This is a genomic window from Nocardia asteroides (assembly GCA_019930625.1).
Lineage (GTDB): Bacteria > Actinomycetota > Actinomycetes > Mycobacteriales > Mycobacteriaceae > Nocardia > Nocardia sputi.
In genome coordinates this window covers 3,013,060-3,028,880 of sequence record CP082844.1, presented here as the reverse complement: position 1 = coordinate 3,028,880, position 15,821 = coordinate 3,013,060, and the positions used below count along the sequence as shown (strand labels likewise).

Sequence of the window (15,821 nt, the reverse complement as noted above, 5' to 3'; positions counted from 1 at the left end):
CCACCTCCGTAGCCGTCGGGCTACCGAGGTGGCGTTCGCCGGACCGTGATCCGGAGGCGGCGGTTCAGTCCCGCAGGTGCGAGAGCTCGTCGCGCGCCAGTTCGCCATCCGGACCGAAATCCGTGCGCGTGAAGATGTTCCAACGACGCAGCAACGGAGCGAAGACCAGCTCTCCCTCCTTGGCGCGGTCGTAGACGCCCGCCTCGGCCAGCACCTCGTCGCTGTCGCGGCCGTCGGAAAGCGTCACTGTCGGGACCTCGAAACCGGCGATCCGGTCGGCGATGGCCCGCACGGCCTGGTCCGGCACCAGATCGAGAGCGGCGGAAATCAGGTCGGCGAAGAACACCGACTGCAGTTCGTCGTCCAGCGCGATGCGCTCGGCGATGGCGGTGACCAGGGGGTTCTCGCCGAGCGCCGCGATGTTGCGGTGCCGCACGGCGCTGGCGGACTCCTCGAACGCGCAGTTGGCCAGCACATCGAGCAGGTGCATCGCCGGGCGGCGGAAGCCCTTGGTCATGTGCTCCATCCGCAACCGCTCCAGTTCCACCGGGTCGACGGCCCTGGTGACCATGAGGTAGTTGCGGATCGTGATCTCGTGGCGGTTCTCCTCGGCCGTCCAGCGGCCGACCCAGCGCCACCACGCGCCGGTGCGCAGGTACTTGCCGATCTCGCGGTGATACGAGGGCAGGTTGTCGGCGATCAGCACCGAGACGGTCAACGCCAGTTTGGCGGTTTCACCGAGTTCGGACTGGTCCGGCGTCCAGTCGGTACCGCCGAGGAAGGCGAAGTTGCGCCCGTCGTCCCACGGCACGAGGTCGTGTGGCTGCCACCCGTCGGCGACATCGACGTGCTTGCGCAGCAGCAGTTCTACGTCCACCGCGAGCGATTCGAGCAGTTCGCGATCGGTCAGGAGAGTTTGCACCGAGATAACCTAGCGGCTTGGCCCGCGAAGCGGGGGCGGATGGGTGGAATGGGCAGGCTACCGGGGCCACGCGGGCGGCCCCGGACGCCGAATACCTGGTCGTTACTTCGGCGTGACGGTGATAGTACCGTTCACCCAGGTGATGGTGCCGCCGGTGAAATCGCTCTGCTTGCCACCGGGGATGTCCTTCTCGTCGCTGACCGGGTAGCCGAGGGGCCCCTGCGCGCCGCCGTTCTCTTCCCACGCCTTGCGGATCTCGCCCCAGACGACATGGGGTTCGCCCTCCTTGGCCTCGTAGATCGTGCCGCCGGCGAAGTCCTGGTACTCGCCGTCGTCGGGGCCTTGCTCCTCCGCTTCCAGCGGGAGGCCGAGTGTGCCGGTCGGGCCGCCGAGCTCCACGTACTTCTCGTAGATGTCGCCGTCGACGGCGATCTCGCCGCCCGGAGTGGCGATCCTGGTCCCCCCGGCCGCCGGGGCCGTCGTGCCCGTGGCGCCGCCCTCGGTGGTGGTGGTGTCGTCGTCGGCCGCGGTGGTGGTCGGGCTCGCGATCGTGGTCATGATGCTCGTCATCATGCCGGTCATGGTGGCGCCGGGGTCGGAGTCGTCATCGTCGCCGCACCCGGCCAAGGCCAGCCCAGCGGCGGCGAGCACTGCGGTGAATCCAGCCGTTCGTCGAGCGAAGTGGTGCATGTCCATCCTCTCGCTGTGGGCTACCGGCACACCACGGACTCCGTGACATCGCGCGTAGCCTCGGCCGATTGTCAGGCAATGACCCGGTGATCGACGAGGGTCACCGGGTCATACCGAACAGCTATCGCGGCGGATGATACCCGCCGGATGTGCTGTGAAACACACCGCCGAACGGCGCTGGAGGATCAGGCGTTGGGGCCGTATTCCTCCAGCATCTCGGTGACCAACGCCGCGATCGGCGAGCGCTCGCTACGGGTCAGCGTGATGTGCGCGAACAACGGGTGGCCTTTGAGTTTCTCGACCACCGCCGCGACACCGTCGTGCCTTCCGACGCGCAAATTGTCCCGCTGGGCCACGTCGTGGGTGAGCACCACCCGTGAGCCGGTTCCCAGCCTGCTGAGCACCGTGAGCAGCACATTGCGCTCCAGCGACTGGGCTTCGTCCACGATCACGAAGGAGTCGTGCAGCGACCGCCCGCGAATGTGGGTCAGCGGCAACACCTCCAGCATGTCGCGGCTGAGCACCTCCTCCATCACCTCCCGGCTGGCCAGCCCGTCGAGGGTGTCGAAGACCGCCTGCGCCCAGGGACCCATCTTCTCGCTCTCGGTGCCGGGCAGGTAGCCGAGATCCTGACCGCCGACCGCGTACAGCGGACGGAAGACCACCACCTTGCGCTGCGTCCGCCGTTCCAGCACCGCCTCCAGGCCCGCGGTCAACGCCAGCGCCGACTTGCCGGTACCCGCCCTGCCACCGAGGGAGACGATGCCGACGCTCTCGTCCAGCAGCAGATCGAGCGCGATGCGCTGCTCGGCGGAACGGCCGTGCAGCCCGAATGCCTCGCGTTCACGGACCAGTTGCACCCGCTTGTCCGGGGTCACCCGGCCGAGTGCGCTGGAGCTGACTCCGAGCAACCGAATACCGGTATGGCAGGGCAGCTCTCGCGCCTCGTCCAGATCGATCACCGACTCCGCGTAGAGCCGATCGATGTGCGCGGTGCTGACATCGAGCTCCACCATGCCGGACCAGCCGGAGGTCACCACGTCCTGGGCGTGGTACTCGTCGGCTTGCAAGCCCACCGCACTGGCCTTGACCCGCAGCGGAATGTCCTTGGACACCAACACCACGTCGCGGCCCTCGGCCGCGAGGTTGAGCGCACATGCCAGGATTCGGGAGTCGTTGGTGTCGGTGCGGAAGCCGACCGGAAGGACCGCGGGATCGGTGTGGTTCAGTTCCACCTGCAACGTTCCGCCCTCGGCGCCGATCGGCACCTGCTGATCCAGCCTGCCGTACTGCAGGCGCAGATCGTCCAGGTTGCGCAGCGCTTCTCGCGCGAACCAGCCCAGCTCGTGATGGTGCCTTTTGGCTTCGAGTTCACTGATGACCACCAGGGGTAACACCACGTCATGTTCGCCGAACCGCGTGAAGGACCAGGGATCCGACAGCAGGACGGACGTGTCGATGACGAAGGTTTTGCCGAGTAATTGCGAGGGGCGGGCCCCCTTCGCGGCGGCTCCGCCTTTCGCGGAGCTGGAGTTCGCCGACGGAGCGGAAACGGAGCGTGCAGCAGTCACGGTGGGCTCCTCTGTGTCCGTGCGGCAGTCGCACGAACGATCTCGCTGGACCGGTCCGTCCTGATGGACCCGACGTTGCCGTCAGGTGCCACGAGGGCCGGGTACCGGCCCCCTCGTACTGAGTAGCTCAGTCACGGCCAGGACCTCCCGTACGAGCCACACCGCCGCGGCCCGCACACCCGACGCTACCTCCGATCCCCATGTCCGCGCTCAGGGACTGAAAGGCGTGTCCGTGAATTTGTCGTAAACCAGCACGTCGCGGGCACTCGACCCAGCAGGTCGAGCAACCCCGGAACATGGCTGTGCACCGGATCCTGTACGGCTGTCAGCAATGTGACCGGACCTTCGGCGGCCAGAGCGCGTAATTCCCGCAAATCTTGCTGAACCTCCAGCGCTGCCAGTTCGGCGCGGTATCGATGGGCGAATTGCGGGCCGCGCGCGTCCCGGTCGGCGTGGAACCAGCGCCGCAACTCGGTCGACGGGGCGAGCGCCTCGGGCCAGCGATCGACCCGCGGCACGGCTTCGGTGACATCCGCCGGCCCGAGCCGATCGACCGGCATCCGGGTGCCGTCGTCCGGGTCGGATCGTCAGATACGTTTCACCCCGGAGGCCGGGCGGTGGTTGCGATGGCATGGCAGTTGTCGCAGCACGGCCTTCGAGCGGCTCCGGGTTTCGCCACACGGTCGCTGTGGCCCGATTCGACGGATAGAGTCGCTGGTATGTCCGGTAACGAGGATTTGGAGAAGCTGTCGTCGAAGGAGTTGCACGACCGGGCGATGAAGCTGGCCGTGCGACGCGGTGACGTGAAGTTCCTGTGGCGGCTGCTCACGTCGATCCCGGCCGCGGAAGCCGCCGCGGGCAATGTCGGCGAGAGCGAGGCGGACATCAAGTACGTGCTGCCCATGCTCGACGACTACGTCCACGCCGGCGACGGCGCGGTCGCCGAGGTGTTGCGGCCGGTCTACCTCGACTACTTGGTCCAGCACTCCTGACACCGGGTCAGCCGCGGGTCAGTGCGGCGCGCCAGAGGCCGGCGGCCGTGCCGCGCAGGAAGTTCTCCCAGCTGAAGTGGTCGTGCCACAGGATGATTCGGCCGTCGCGCAGTTCGAACGTGCCCGTCACCCAGAAGCCGACGCGCACCGGCCCGAAGCGCAGGTAGTCGGTGCGGTCGGTGAGCACGATGTCGCCGTCGGCGGCGATGTGGTGCAGGTCCACCCCGAAGCCGAGCCAGTCACGGCGCAGGCCGCGCAGCACGCCACCCACCCGGCGGACGCCCGTGACATCGGGCAGCGAGGTGTTCTTCCAGACGATGTCCGGGTGCAGCAGGTCGATCGCCTCCTCGGCGGCGCCCAGCTCCAGCGCGGCGAAGAACTCCCGCACGGTGGTGATCGAGTCCTGTTTCAGGTCGAGTTCGTCGCTCATGGTCCGAGCGTAGGCCGCGCCGGTCACCGGCGGCTCGCGATGAGCACGGCCAGTCCGTCGAGAATTCGCCCGATGCCGAATCGCAGCGCGCCCTCCCCGCCCGCGACCACGCCCTGCTCGGCGAACGCGGCGGCGGCGGCCGGGTAACGATCGGCCGCGGCGGCCATCATCTCGGCGAACTGCCCTGCGATCTGTTTCTCGAACGCGTCGGCGTCCATCACTCGCTGCTGCTGCGCGAGGCTGCGGGCGTGGCCGATGAGCAGGACGATGGTGTCCAGGCGTTCCGCGGTGGTGAGCCCGGTTCCGGCGAGCGCGGCGAGCGCGGATTCCATCCAGGCCATTTCGTTCGGGCCGACCGGCCGCGCGCCCACCGACACCTCCAGCGACCAGGGGTGGGCACGGAGACGTTCGTAGATCGTCTCGCACCACTCGCCGAGCAGGTCGCGCCACGCGTCCTGCGGCGCCTCCGCGCCCACGCTCATCTCCGGGGGCGCGCCGAGCGCCGTGTCCAGCATCAGCGCGACCAGTTCGGCCTTGCCCGGCACGTAGCGGTACAGCGACATCTTCGTGAAGCCCAGACGCTCGGCCAGCCGCTGCATGGACAGGCTCCCCAGCCCTTCGGCGTCGGCCAGCGCGATGGCCTCCCCGACGATCCGCTCCAGCGACAGCGCGGGTTTCGGACCGCGCTTAGGGCGCTGACCGGTCCCCCAGAGCAGTTCGAGTGCGGTTGGTGTCGGCATGCCCGAGATCCTTCCGGAAAAACGTCTTGCCGCGTAACTGTGTCTACCATACGCTAATCTGCGTCCATCGGATACAGTTTCCGATGGACGCAGATTTCGGGACAGGAGACCCCATGCGCAACACCACCGTTCTCGTCTCCGGCGCGAGCATCGCCGGACCGTCGCTGGCCTACTGGCTGTACCGTTACGGCTTCGCGGTCACGGTGGTCGAGCGCGCCCCGGCGCTGCGGCCCGGCGGTCAGGCCGTCGATTTCAAGGGCAGTACACACCGCACGGTGCTGACGCGGATGGGCATCCTCGACGACGTCGAGCGGCGCAGGACCGGCACCACCGACATGGTCTTCGTCGACGAGCAGGGCTCACGACTGGCGGTCCTGTCGGGAGACTTCACCGGCGGCGACGTCGAGATCCTGCGCGGAGACCTCTCCGAGATCATCTACCGCCGCACCGCCGACCGCTGCGAATACCTGTTCGGCGATTCGATCACCGCCCTCACCGAGACCGCCACCGGCGTGCAGGTCGAATTCGAGCGCGCGCCCGCCCGCACCTTCGACCTCGTCTTCGGCGCCGACGGCATCCATTCGCGGGTACGCAGGCTGGCTTTCGGGCCCGAGCGGGACTTCGTGAAACACCTGGGCTACTACTACGCCGTCGCGGGTGCGAGCCCGTGGAGCGGCGAGGCGACAGGCCCTCGCGAACGGGCGGTCGCCCACGCCCACAACGCTCCCGGACGACTCGCGATCAGCGGCGGCCCGAAGGCACAGCAGATGTACATGTTCGCCTCCCCCGTGCTCGACTACGCCAGGGACGACAGCGCGGCCCAGCGACGTATCCTCGCGCGGACCTACGCCGGGATCGGGTGGGAAGTGCCGCGGATGCTCGCCGACATGACCGAATTCGATGATGTCTACCTGGATTCGCTCGGTCAGGTCCGCATGGCCGACGGTTACACCAAGGGGCGGGTCGCCTTGGTCGGCGACTCCGCGTACGGGAACACGCTCGGCGGATTCGGCACCGGACTCGCCGTGGTCGGCGCGTACGTCATCGCGGGGGAATTGGCCTGCGCCGACGGCGATCACACCGTGGCCTTCGCCCGCTACGACGAGATCATGAAGCGCTACGCGAAGATCGCGGGCAACAGCAACGCCGGTCGTTTCCTGGCGCCGAAGACCGCGCGTGGCATCAGGATGCGGAACCGGTTCCTCGGTTCCCGGCTGTTCACGCTGATGATGAAATACGGTGACAACGCAGCGAACGACATCGATTTGAAGGACTACCCCGCCCTGCTCGGGGCGGCGGGCGCGCGCTGACCGTCCGTCAGCAGCCTTGACAGGGAATCGGATTCGTCGCACCCACGCGCGTTTCGGCACAACAGCCCAGCTCGCGACGGTTATGCCGGCGGCGACGAGTGGCGCGACGGGGCGCACCCGCGAGGTCGGCTGTGTTTCGATGGAACCGGAGCGAGATGTGGCGCGTCTATAAGGTCAGACGGCACTGACGGAAGGGGCGACGATGGCGGACAGCCCGTTTCCCGGGCACATCGAGGCTGCGAAGACCGGGGCATTGCAGGTGCGGATAGACCCGCAGGGGTTCGTGGAGATCGACCAGGCGTGCCAGGAGTTGATCGACGCACTCGTGGCAGCGCAGACCGACGCGCGAGAACTCGGCGAACGGCAATACTGGGGGCTGGGTGAGGACAACCCCAAGCTGACCTCGGCCGTCGAGTTGGTGCGCCTGTTCCGGGAAAAAGCCTTCGGCGGTCCGAACAACGCGTTCGACACGCTGACCGACTACATCTCCGTGGCGCAGGAAATCCAGTCCATATTCAAAGCCATCTGCGACAGCTACGTTCGGACCGACACGGAATTCGCCGCCGCAATGCGGGAGCTGGAGGTATGAGGGGCGGCACCGGCATTCGAAGAACCGGGTTCGTTGCCGGAGCGGCAGGACTGGTTTTGCTCACCGGGTGCGGCGACCCGATGCCGCCGAGCGAACCGGCGACATCGTCCGGCAACGCGACCGTTTCCAATTCGAGCGCATCGCCTGGCGCGAACACACAGCCCGGTTTCGACCCCTGTACCGCTCTGACCCCCGAGTTTCTCGCCCAGCGCCAGTGGGACTCGAAACCTCCGGAACCCAGACAGGACAGCCAAGGCGGCATCACCTGGAGGGGATGCCGCTACGTCGCGCGGGCTGGGTACGGATTCGTCGTCGAGACGACAAATGGCACCCTCGATCAGGTCCGAAGCAAATACCCCGCCGCCGTGGACGTGTCGGCAGGTGACCGGAAAGCCGTGCGCTACGAAGCCCGTCCGGACGTACCCGGTGGTTGCACGGTCAACGTCGAGATGAGGTCCGGTTCGCTCTACATCCTGACGAACGTGCCACAGACATCGGCGAACAAACACCTCGTCTCCTGCGATATCGCCACCGATATCGCCCGAGCAGTCGCACCGCTGCTGCCCGCGGGCAGCTGAACACCGGGGGAAGCGAGCATGAGACAGACCGACGGCCGCGCGATCACCGATCCGGAGAACGCGCAGAGTTTCTCGCACGCGGAGATCAAGCAGGCGGCCGACACGATGAATCCGGCCGGGCTCGACAGTGCGTTCGCCGCGTGGTCGGCCATCGCCGCGGCGGTCACGAACGCGGGGCAGCAGTTCGAGAACGCGATCAAGAAGGCGGTGGAACACCACTGGGAGGGCGCGGCTGCCGACAGTGCGGTCCGCGGCATGCGGGAGTACGCGGCGCGGGTCGGTGAATTCGGCGAGGCGTTGAGCGCGCAGAGTGTGCCGCTGTCGTCGGCGGCGGACGCGGCGGCCAAGTTCAAGGTGTCGGTGCCCGATCTGGTGGATTCGTCGGGTGGCCCGGCCGATCCGGAACAACGCAACACGCGGGAAGAGCAGGCCCGCGACGAGATGAACACCCAGTACATCCAGCCGTACGGGGCCACGGCGCCCGCCATCCCCACGCTGCCGCCTCCGGTCAGCCCCGCCGCCACCACACCGACGGATGTCGAGACCGGCACCGGCACGGCGGTGGGCACGAACGTCGGTTCGCAGCCGGTGGGCGACACCCGGCCCACCGACACGTCCTCCTCCGGCGGCGAGCCCGCTTCCGCGGACACCCCCTCCCCCAGCGGCGTGGAGGAGGACGGCGTGCCCGACGATCGGACGACGTCGAGGGAGGCCACTCCGGAAACGACGACGGCGCAGGCTGTCTCGCAGTCCCAGGACGCGACCACCACCACTCCGGCATCCACCACGAGGACGCCGACATCGACCCCGGTCGCGCCGTTCGCGTCCACCACGCCGCTGCCGACCGCACCCGCCGCCGTCACGGCGACGTCGTTCGATGGCAGGCCGAACGGCACACCGACCAGGCCCGGCATGCCCGGTGTGGCCGGAACTCCGAGCGCCGCGGGCAGTGAAGCGGGATCGGGCACGTCACGGCCCGCCCAACCCACCGCCCCGGCGGCGGCGAACGCGCCCTCCACCACGCCGGGACGCCCTGGCACGCCGGGCGCCCCGGGCTATTCGGGGATGATCCCGCCGGGGCTGCGCGGTAGGCGCACGGACGACGACGAGCACAAGTCGCCGAAGTATCTGCGCACCGAAGAGCACGCGAAAGAGTTGCTCGGCGAGGTGAAACCGACCGTGCCGCCCGCGCTGGGGGAGAAATGACGGCGCAGTGGTCACTGTCGGCCGAGCAGTTCGCCGCGGCATGGTTCGGGACCGGCCTCGACCGGATGCCCTTCCCGTTCCGGTTCACCAGCCGGTTCCCCGGCCTGCGCGAGTACCAGGCGTATCAGCGGCAGTTCCGTGCCGAGCTGGGACGTGACGAACGGCTGCCGCTGCGCAGCGCGATCACCACGCTGGCCGGTCCCGACTGGCGTATCGAACTGTTCGGCTACGACAACACGCGCGAAGGCGTCGAACTGCGCGCCGTCGCCTGCGGCACGCGCACCGGCTCCGGTGTGCTCGCCGTGCAATCGCCTGCGCCGGACGGCGGGCGGATCAAGTTGCGCCGCTGCCGAATCGACCAGCTCGCCACCGAACTGGTGCGACTGCTGCCGGACACCCCGGCCGGAACGGTCGGTGAGAAGAGCTTCCTGCTCGATGATCTCAACGACGATCGCCCCGACTTGTTCGGCAACGCGCCCGCCAGCCAGGCCAAAGAACGCTATCGGCGTTTCTGGCGGCAGAAGTGCACCACCCGCGGTACCGCTGCCGTGCTGCTCGGTCCTCGCAACGCCGAACCGACGCGCACCGGCCGCCTACGCTGGATCGACACGCCCGACGGCCGTTACTGCGAGGTGCCCGCCAACCGCGCTCTGATGATCCGCCCCGGTACCAGCGCCGATATCGCTCGCTACTTGGACGAATCGATCGTGCGGGCCAAAGCGCGCATGGACCGGTAGTTCCGGATCGCCGCGTCTGCTCGTAGGTTGAGGCAATTGCGGTTCCTGCTTCGCACCTTCGACGAGCAGCTCGGAGGCGCGAAGCAGGTCGCGTGGTCAGCCGAGCAGACGCCAGTCCTCCAGGCCGTCGTACAGCGGAATGTCCCTGGCCAGCTTGCTCACCCGGGCGCGCAGCGAGTCCAGGTCGGCGTTACCGGCCAACGCGCCGGCGATGATGTCGGCGACCTCGGTGAATTCGGTGTCGCCGAAGCCGCGGGTGGCCAGGGCTGCGGTACCGATGCGCAGGCCGGAGGTGACCATCGGGGGACGCGGGTCGAACGGGACGGCGTTGCGGTTGACCGTGATGCCGATCTCGTGCAGCAGGTCCTCGCCCTGCTGGCCGTCGAGTTCGGAGTTGCGCAGGTCGACCAGCACCAAGTGCACGTCGGTGCCGCCGGTGAGCACACTGACGCCCTTGTCCTTGACGTCGGCGGCGGTGAGCCGCTCGGCCAGGATCTTCGCACCGGACAGGGTGCGCTCCTGGCGGTTCTTGAACTCCTCGCCCGCGGCGATCTTGAAGGCGACGGCCTTGGCGGCGATGGCGTGCATGAGCGGCCCGCCCTGCTGGCCGGGGAAGACCGCGCTGTTCAGCTTCTTGGCGTACTCCTGCTTGGCCAGGATCAGGCCGGAGCGCGGACCGCCGAGGGTCTTGTGCACGGTCGAGGACACCACGTCGGCGTACGGCACCGGCGAGGGGTGCAGACCGGCGGCGACCAGACCGGCGAAGTGGGCCATGTCCACCCACAGGTAGGCGCCGACCTCGTCGGCGATCGAGCGGAAGGCCGCGAAGTCCTGATGGCGCGGGTAGGCCGACCAGCCCGCCACGATCACCTTCGGACGCGCCTGCAAGGCGATCTCGCGCACCTCGTCCATGTCGACGCGGTGGTCTTCCTTGCTCACGCCGTAGGAGTGCACTTCGTAGAGCTTGCCGGAGAAGTTCAGGCGCATGCCGTGGGTGAGGTGACCGCCGTGCGCGAGGTCGAGGCCGAGCAGCTTGTCGCCCGGGTTCATCAGCGACATCAGCACCGCGGCGTTCGCCTGCGCGCCGGAATGCGGCTGCACGTTGGCGAACTCCGCGCCGAACAGCTCCTTGGCACGGTCGCGCGCCAAGGTCTCCACCACGTCGACGTGCTCGCAGCCGCCGTAGTAGCGCCGCCCCGGGTAGCCCTCGGCGTATTTGTTGGTGAGCACGCTGCCCTGCGCCTGCAGCACCGCGCGCGGCACGAAGTTCTCGGAGGCGATCATCTCGAGCGTGTCGCGTTCGCGGGCGAGCTCGCCTGCCATCGCGGCAGCGAGCTCCGGATCGAGCTCACCGAGAGACTGGGAATTGACAGAGGCGGTCGTCTGCGTCACGGCCTCAGTCTATGGGCCGGGAGGCCCGCCCTCGAGCAGGGGGTTCATCCCGCTCGGTCACCATGGGCGCTTCGTGCCGCCCGTCGTGACGCGCGACACGCCCGCGAGGCACGGTCGGACGCTCAGCGGGACGCGCCGTCCTCGGGGAGGTAGCTCTCCAACAGCACCGTGAGATGTCGCTGCGCGTCTTCCAGGGGCCGAGTGGACTTCATGGCGCGCGCCTGGACGATGGCGCCCTCCATCGCGCTCAACGCGAAGCTGCCGAACGAGCGCGCTTCCTCGGCCGACATCCCCGCGGCCACGAGCGCCGCGCCGAGCCGGTCGTGCCAGGCGCCGAAGACCTCGCCCGCGGCGGCCCGCACCCGGGGCTCGGACTCGGCCAGCGCCGCCCCGAGGACCGGGCACCCGGCGCGATAGCCGGTCTTCTCCAGCGCGGTGACCCACCAGCCGAGCAGCGCATCGAACCAGCCCCGGGGCGGCGCGGCGGTGACCTTGTCGATCACCTCACCGATCCGGGCGCCCGCCACCCGGGTGGCGGTCTCGACCAACTCGCTCTTGCCCGCCGGGAAGTGCTGGTAGAGCGAGTTGCGCGAAACGTTCCCGCGTTCGAGCAGAGTGGCCAGTCCGGCGGCGTGCACGCCCTGCTCCCGCACCAGTTCGATGGTGCTTTCGATCAGCCTGGTGCGCGGCCCTGCGGTCATGCGAGCTCCTTGCCCACGGTTGCGTGAACCGATCGGTCCATGCTCCAATCATCTCAGATGTGGACCGATCGGTTCATCGAAAGGATGGGATTGATGTCCGAAGCGACGGTCGACCTGGCTCAGCTGTCCGGTCTCGAACTGCTGCGCACCGCCATGACCAGGGCGGATCGCCCGCCCTTCATCGGGGACCTGCTCGGCATGGAGGTCGATGAACTCGAGCACGGCAAGGTGGTTTTCGCGCTGCGCACCCGGCCCGACTTCGCCAACCCGCTCGGCACCACGCACGGCGGCATCTGCGCCACCTTGCTCGACTCGGTGATGGGCTGCGCGGTGCACACCACGCTGGAGCCGGGCGTCGGGTACACGACGCTGGAGCTGAAGATCAACTACATCCGGGCGGTGCCCACCGACGGGCAACGCCTCACCGCCACCGGCACCACGATCCACGTCGGGCGCACCACCGCGACCGCCGAGGGACGGGTGGTCGACGAGAAGGGCCGGTTGGTCGCGCACGCCACCACCACGTGCGTCATCTTCCGCGCGCAGCAGTGAATTGAGGAAGTACTGTCGCCGCCGACCCACACGTACGGCCGCGGCAGGGCAGCCCTTGGCGCACCGGGGCGGCCGCGTTCGTGCCCGAGGACGACGCGATGGCCCGCTCGCGCACCTTCGCGACAGGGCGCGTTGCCGCCACTGTCACCGAACGAATGAAAAAGCCACAGGGAGCGACCCGATCACGGCGTCCTTCACCTTCGCGGACCTGAGCCCGCGCACGAGGCCCGACCGTGCCCTCCGGAAGTGCCCCCGGACGGCGTGACCCTGATTGATGGGGCTCTACAAGCGGTAACGAGAAGTGGCCCGCCGACCGGTTTCCCTGGTGACAGTTCACGATCACCTGACGAAGGAACGAACATGGTCGGCTTGGTCTCGGTACCCAACTCCCCGGTCGAGGCGCTGCTGCGCACCCTCTCACTGCTGCTGTGCAGCATCTCCGCGGGCGGGCAGGGGTGCGCGGTGATCCAGTAGGGCGTGCCGCACCCGGCTGCCGTCGCGCTCACGCCGCGGCGCGCACCGCGCCCGGCGTCAGCGGCTCGTCGAGCAGCCTGCGGAATCGATCCGCCCGATCGTCGGCGTCGGTCGCGCGATCGAGCCATCCGCCCAGCAGTCGATACCCCTCGACATAGGTCGAGATGTACGCCCGCCACAGCGGCGAGGACAGGAATCGCAGCGACTGGCGCGCCCGCTCCGGCGTCGTGAGGCTCCAGGTCTGCAAGAACTCCGCCACCTCGTCGTGGGTGCGCCCTCGGTCGTGCAGCAGCAGCGCGGCGTCCTGCCGCACGCCCAGCAACTTGGCCGAAGCGTTCGAAAGCCGTTCGGCTCGTTCGCCGTCGAAGCGCAATCCGAGATCCGCGTAGATCTCCTGCGCCCACTTGCCCCATCCCGGCCCGACGATCGAACGCAGCGCCAGATCGGCGAGCCCCTCGGCCATCAGGCACTGCGGCGTGTTCACCAGGAACAGCGTCTGCTCGGCCTGCCCGGCGGCGACCAGCCCGGCCTCCTTACGGCAGTGCTCGGTGTGATGGCCCGGATAGGACTCGTGCGCGATCAGCTGCGGCAGGTGCGCCATGTGCTGCTTCAGGTCGGAGTTGATCGCGACCCTGGAGTGGTAGTTGCCCAGGTAATAGTTGAAGCCGGACCAGGGCTTGTCCCCGACGACCTCATAGGTGACGTGTTCGTGGTCGGGCAGCGGGTAGCGGGCGCGCACCAGCTCGCGCAGCGCGCTGGAGAACGCCTCCACGCAGACCGGCAGGCGCTCCGGCGGGATCTCGTCGGCCTTGCGATGCGCGGCCATCCGTTCGGCCAGCGGACCGTCCCCGGCGAGCACCTCGTCCATCTGCCGGTGCGCGTCGCGGTAGTCGTCCACGTCGCCGGGCGCGATGTCGACGTCGAAATAGGCGCGGACCTCCTCGACGAAGCCGATGTCGTCTCCGGCGAACTTCCGTCCGGAACACTCCAGTGCTCGCAGGTGCACGTCGAGGAATTCCGCGCGCTGCGACGCCAACCCGGCCTCCGGCACCGCGGCGCGCAACTCCGCGGCCCGACGAGCCAGCTCACGCGGCTGCGGCGCGGGCGCGTTCTCCACTTCCCGGCGCAGGGCGGGATCGCCGGTGTAGGCGTCGACGAACCCCTCCTCCAGCCGATCGAAGGCGAGGCCGAGCCGCAGGTATTCGGTCACGAGCGGATGCGCTTCCATGCCAGCCGACATTAGCGGCTCACACCTGCGTCATCGAGTCGGTTACCGACCGGTACCGGCACCCCGGTCATCCCACGATGTTGACGCGGAGCAGAATTCGGCTATGCGGCGACAGCTAGACCGAATCTCACCGGATCCGCACGGTAACTGTGCGTGTTTGCCGAAACGGAGTGTCGGGTAAGTGGCACGAATGAGCGAGCCGAGTCCATACGTGGAATTCGACCGGAAACAGTGGCGAACCCTGCGTAAGTCGACTCCTTTGGTGCTCACCGAGGAAGAACTGATCGGGCTGCGCGGCCTCGGGGAACAGATCGATCTCGAGGAAGTCGCGGAGGTCTATCTTCCGCTCGCTCGTCTCATCCATCTGCAAGTCGCCGCGCGCCAGCGACTGTTCGCCGCGACCGCTACCTTTCTCGGCGAAACCCACCCCGACCAGCAGGTACCATTCGTGATCGGCGTCGCGGGCAGCGTCGCGGTCGGCAAGTCCACCACCGCGCGCGTACTCCAGGCGCTGCTGGCCCGCTGGGATCACCACCCTCGGGTCGACCTCGTCACCACCGACGGATTTCTCTATCCCACCGCGGAACTCACCCGGCGCGGCATCATGCACCGCAAGGGTTTCCCGGAGAGTTACGACCGCCGCAAGCTGCTGCGATTCGTCACCGAGGTGAAATCCGGTTCGGCCGAAGTCTGCGCCCCGGTGTATTCGCACATCTCCTACGACATCGTGCCGGGCAAGCTGCATTGCGTGCGCCAGCCCGACATTCTGATCGTGGAGGGCTTGAACGTGCTGCAGACCGGTCCACGGCTGATGGTGTCGGACCTGTTCGACTTCTCGATCTATGTCGACGCGCGCATCGAGGACATCGAGAAGTGGTACGTACAACGGTTTCTCACGCTGCGCAACACCGCCTTCGCCGATCCGAACGCGCATTTCCACCACTACTCCCGATTCACCGACGAGCAGGCGACCGCCACCGCGCAGGAGATCTGGAACAACACCAACCGCCCGAATCTGGTGGAGAACATTCTGCCCACCCGGCCGCGGGCGACCCTGGTGCTTCGCAAGGACGCCGATCACACCATCAACCGGTTGCGGCTGCGGAAATTGTGATTCCGCTTACAATTTCCACGCCTCATCGAGCCGCCGGGCCACATCGATATCACGAACCGCGGCTATGTGCGGTTTACGGATTTCGGTGGAGATATAGCGGGCGACGAAACGCCTGATCTCGTGATCGACGCCGGCGAGGGTGCGCAGCAGCTGCGCGCGCTTGGTGGCGGCGGCGACATCGACGCGCACGTCACCCGGCAGCGGCTCGGCGATATCGATCACCACGCGCAGGGGCGCGGCCGTACGCACCGTCAGGTGCAGGTGCACGGTTCCCTCGACGTGGAATCGGTGCCGGTCGAGCGCCAGGTCCAGCAGCAGGTCGATGTCCAGCGGGATGATCATCTCGACACTGAGCGTCTCGTCGTCGTGGCGGCGCAGCCGTGCCTGGCCGAGGTGGACCCGGGCGGTCACCTTGGCCAGCCGGGCCGGCCCGACCCCGATCGGCCCCAGATCGAAGGCGGTGCCGGTCAACTGGTCGAACGCGCCGGCGATGCGCTCCTCGGAGGCGGCGTACTCCAGGAAGCGCCTACCGAACTCCGCATAGCTGATCGAGTCGCCCGGCCCGTGCTGCACGGCTCCGGCGGCTCCGGCGGTC

General features: G+C 68.2%; 18 protein-coding genes. 8 read left to right on the top strand and 10 right to left on the bottom strand.

Annotated features, from left to right (window positions below):
* Positions 1 to 64: 64 nt before the first annotated feature.
* The 4 genes from K8O92_13765 to K8O92_13750 all read right to left on the bottom strand — a co-directional run bounded on the left by K8O92_13765 (position 65) and on the right by K8O92_13750 (position 3,743).
* Entirely contained in the window at positions 65 to 922 is an 858-nt protein-coding gene (locus tag K8O92_13765) for an acyl-ACP desaturase (GenBank protein UAK34802.1), read from the bottom strand.
* A gap of 102 nt (positions 923 to 1,024) precedes the next feature.
* Positions 1,025 to 1,612, bottom strand: coding sequence for an esterase (locus tag K8O92_13760; GenBank protein UAK34801.1), 588 nt, complete (start codon positions 1,610 to 1,612; stop codon positions 1,025 to 1,027).
* A 185-nt stretch (positions 1,613 to 1,797) separates the two neighbouring features.
* The gene (locus K8O92_13755; GenBank protein ID UAK34800.1) at positions 1,798 to 3,183 is read right to left on the bottom strand and encodes a PhoH family protein; all 1,386 of its coding nucleotides are present in this window, start codon (positions 3,181 to 3,183) and stop codon (positions 1,798 to 1,800) included.
* 185 nt (positions 3,184 to 3,368) lie between these two features.
* Complete coding sequence (locus tag K8O92_13750; GenBank protein ID UAK34799.1) at positions 3,369 to 3,743, bottom strand: DUF488 family protein; 375 nt, start codon at positions 3,741 to 3,743, stop codon at positions 3,369 to 3,371.
* 159 nt (positions 3,744 to 3,902) lie between these two features.
* Here K8O92_13750 and K8O92_13745 point away from each other — a divergent pair, with 159 nt between their 5' ends.
* Positions 3,903 to 4,175: a hypothetical protein gene (locus K8O92_13745; protein ID UAK34798.1), complete on the top strand. Its 273-nt coding sequence runs from the start codon at positions 3,903 to 3,905 to the stop codon at positions 4,173 to 4,175.
* A gap of 7 nt (positions 4,176 to 4,182) precedes the next feature.
* Here K8O92_13745 and K8O92_13740 read toward each other — a convergent pair whose 3' ends face one another.
* Together K8O92_13740 and K8O92_13735 are read right to left on the bottom strand one after the other, a co-directional pair.
* Complete coding sequence (locus K8O92_13740; GenBank protein UAK34797.1) at positions 4,183 to 4,605, bottom strand: nuclear transport factor 2 family protein; 423 nt, start codon at positions 4,603 to 4,605, stop codon at positions 4,183 to 4,185.
* A gap of 23 nt (positions 4,606 to 4,628) precedes the next feature.
* Complete coding sequence (locus K8O92_13735; protein UAK34796.1) at positions 4,629 to 5,345, bottom strand: TetR/AcrR family transcriptional regulator; 717 nt, start codon at positions 5,343 to 5,345, stop codon at positions 4,629 to 4,631.
* Between the two features lie 113 nt (positions 5,346 to 5,458).
* Here K8O92_13735 and K8O92_13730 point away from each other — a divergent pair, with 113 nt between their 5' ends.
* The 5 genes from K8O92_13730 (at position 5,459) to K8O92_13710 (ending at position 9,765) form a co-directional block, all read left to right on the top strand.
* Positions 5,459 to 6,655 (top strand): FAD-dependent monooxygenase, encoded by a 1,197-nt coding sequence (locus K8O92_13730; protein UAK34795.1) that lies wholly within the window; start codon positions 5,459 to 5,461, stop codon positions 6,653 to 6,655.
* 202 nt (positions 6,656 to 6,857) lie between these two features.
* Positions 6,858 to 7,244: a hypothetical protein gene (locus tag K8O92_13725; protein ID UAK34794.1), complete on the top strand. Its 387-nt coding sequence runs from the start codon at positions 6,858 to 6,860 to the stop codon at positions 7,242 to 7,244.
* On the top strand, positions 7,241 to 7,822 hold the full coding sequence (locus tag K8O92_13720) for a DUF3558 domain-containing protein (GenBank protein UAK34793.1): 582 nt from the start codon (positions 7,241 to 7,243) through the stop codon (positions 7,820 to 7,822). The genes K8O92_13725 and K8O92_13720 overlap by 4 nt, the downstream gene beginning before the upstream one ends.
* Before the next feature lie 18 nt (positions 7,823 to 7,840).
* Positions 7,841 to 9,028 carry a hypothetical protein gene (locus tag K8O92_13715; GenBank protein UAK34792.1) on the top strand — a complete coding sequence of 396 codons (1,188 nt, stop codon included), beginning with the start codon at positions 7,841 to 7,843 and terminating at the stop codon, positions 9,026 to 9,028.
* Positions 9,025 to 9,765: an ESX secretion-associated protein EspG gene (locus K8O92_13710; GenBank protein ID UAK34791.1), complete on the top strand. Its 741-nt coding sequence runs from the start codon at positions 9,025 to 9,027 to the stop codon at positions 9,763 to 9,765. Before K8O92_13715 ends, K8O92_13710 begins: the two co-directional genes overlap by 4 nt.
* 96 nt (positions 9,766 to 9,861) lie before the next feature.
* Here K8O92_13710 and K8O92_13705 read toward each other — a convergent pair whose 3' ends face one another.
* Both K8O92_13705 and K8O92_13700 read right to left on the bottom strand, forming a co-directional pair.
* Positions 9,862 to 11,157, bottom strand: a complete 1,296-nt coding sequence (locus tag K8O92_13705) for a serine hydroxymethyltransferase (GenBank protein UAK34790.1) — start codon at positions 11,155 to 11,157, stop codon at positions 9,862 to 9,864.
* Between the two features lie 122 nt (positions 11,158 to 11,279).
* On the bottom strand, positions 11,280 to 11,858 hold the full coding sequence (locus K8O92_13700; GenBank protein ID UAK34789.1) for a TetR/AcrR family transcriptional regulator: 579 nt from the start codon (positions 11,856 to 11,858) through the stop codon (positions 11,280 to 11,282).
* A gap of 84 nt (positions 11,859 to 11,942) precedes the next feature.
* On the opposite strand from K8O92_13700, the gene K8O92_13695 reads away from it, so the two are divergent.
* Positions 11,943 to 12,410 carry a PaaI family thioesterase gene (locus K8O92_13695; GenBank protein ID UAK34788.1) on the top strand — a complete coding sequence of 156 codons (468 nt, stop codon included), beginning with the start codon at positions 11,943 to 11,945 and terminating at the stop codon, positions 12,408 to 12,410.
* A 502-nt stretch (positions 12,411 to 12,912) separates the two neighbouring features.
* Here K8O92_13695 and K8O92_13690 read toward each other — a convergent pair.
* Positions 12,913 to 14,112 carry a DUF885 domain-containing protein gene (locus tag K8O92_13690; protein UAK34787.1) on the bottom strand — a complete coding sequence of 400 codons (1,200 nt, stop codon included), beginning with the start codon at positions 14,110 to 14,112 and terminating at the stop codon, positions 12,913 to 12,915.
* A gap of 181 nt (positions 14,113 to 14,293) precedes the next feature.
* On the opposite strand from K8O92_13690, the gene coaA reads away from it, so the two are divergent.
* The gene (gene coaA, locus K8O92_13685) at positions 14,294 to 15,226 is read left to right on the top strand and encodes a type I pantothenate kinase (protein ID UAK34786.1); all 933 of its coding nucleotides are present in this window, start codon (positions 14,294 to 14,296) and stop codon (positions 15,224 to 15,226) included.
* A 6-nt stretch (positions 15,227 to 15,232) separates the two neighbouring features.
* Here the strand turns inward: coaA and K8O92_13680 are convergent, their stop codons facing one another.
* Entirely contained in the window at positions 15,233 to 15,799 is a 567-nt protein-coding gene (locus K8O92_13680; protein ID UAK35681.1) for a hypothetical protein, read from the bottom strand.
* Positions 15,800 to 15,821 lie beyond the last annotated feature (22 nt).

Bases quoted from the DNA above. Each gene is read 5' to 3' on its own strand.
- K8O92_13710 (UAK34791.1), top strand. From the start codon at position 9,025: ATGACGGCGCAGTGGTCACTGTCGGCCGAGCAGTTCGCCGCGGCATGG.
- K8O92_13695 (UAK34788.1), top strand. From the start codon at position 11,943: ATGGGATTGATGTCCGAAGCGACGGTCGACCTGGCTCAGCTGTCCGGT.
- K8O92_13750 (UAK34799.1), bottom strand. From the start codon at position 3,743: ATGCCGGTCGATCGGCTCGGGCCGGCGGATGTCACCGAAGCCGTGCCG.
- K8O92_13725 (UAK34794.1), top strand. From the start codon at position 6,858: ATGGCGGACAGCCCGTTTCCCGGGCACATCGAGGCTGCGAAGACCGGG.
- K8O92_13715 (UAK34792.1), top strand. From the start codon at position 7,841: ATGAGACAGACCGACGGCCGCGCGATCACCGATCCGGAGAACGCGCAG.
- K8O92_13730 (UAK34795.1), top strand. From the start codon at position 5,459: ATGCGCAACACCACCGTTCTCGTCTCCGGCGCGAGCATCGCCGGACCG.
- K8O92_13740 (UAK34797.1), bottom strand. From the start codon at position 4,605: ATGAGCGACGAACTCGACCTGAAACAGGACTCGATCACCACCGTGCGG.
- K8O92_13760 (UAK34801.1), bottom strand. From the start codon at position 1,612: ATGCACCACTTCGCTCGACGAACGGCTGGATTCACCGCAGTGCTCGCC.
- K8O92_13690 (UAK34787.1), bottom strand. From the start codon at position 14,112: ATGGAAGCGCATCCGCTCGTGACCGAATACCTGCGGCTCGGCCTCGCC.
- K8O92_13720 (UAK34793.1), top strand. From the start codon at position 7,241: ATGAGGGGCGGCACCGGCATTCGAAGAACCGGGTTCGTTGCCGGAGCG.
- K8O92_13745 (UAK34798.1), top strand. From the start codon at position 3,903: ATGTCCGGTAACGAGGATTTGGAGAAGCTGTCGTCGAAGGAGTTGCAC.
- K8O92_13700 (UAK34789.1), bottom strand. From the start codon at position 11,858: ATGACCGCAGGGCCGCGCACCAGGCTGATCGAAAGCACCATCGAACTG.
- K8O92_13735 (UAK34796.1), bottom strand. From the start codon at position 5,345: ATGCCGACACCAACCGCACTCGAACTGCTCTGGGGGACCGGTCAGCGC.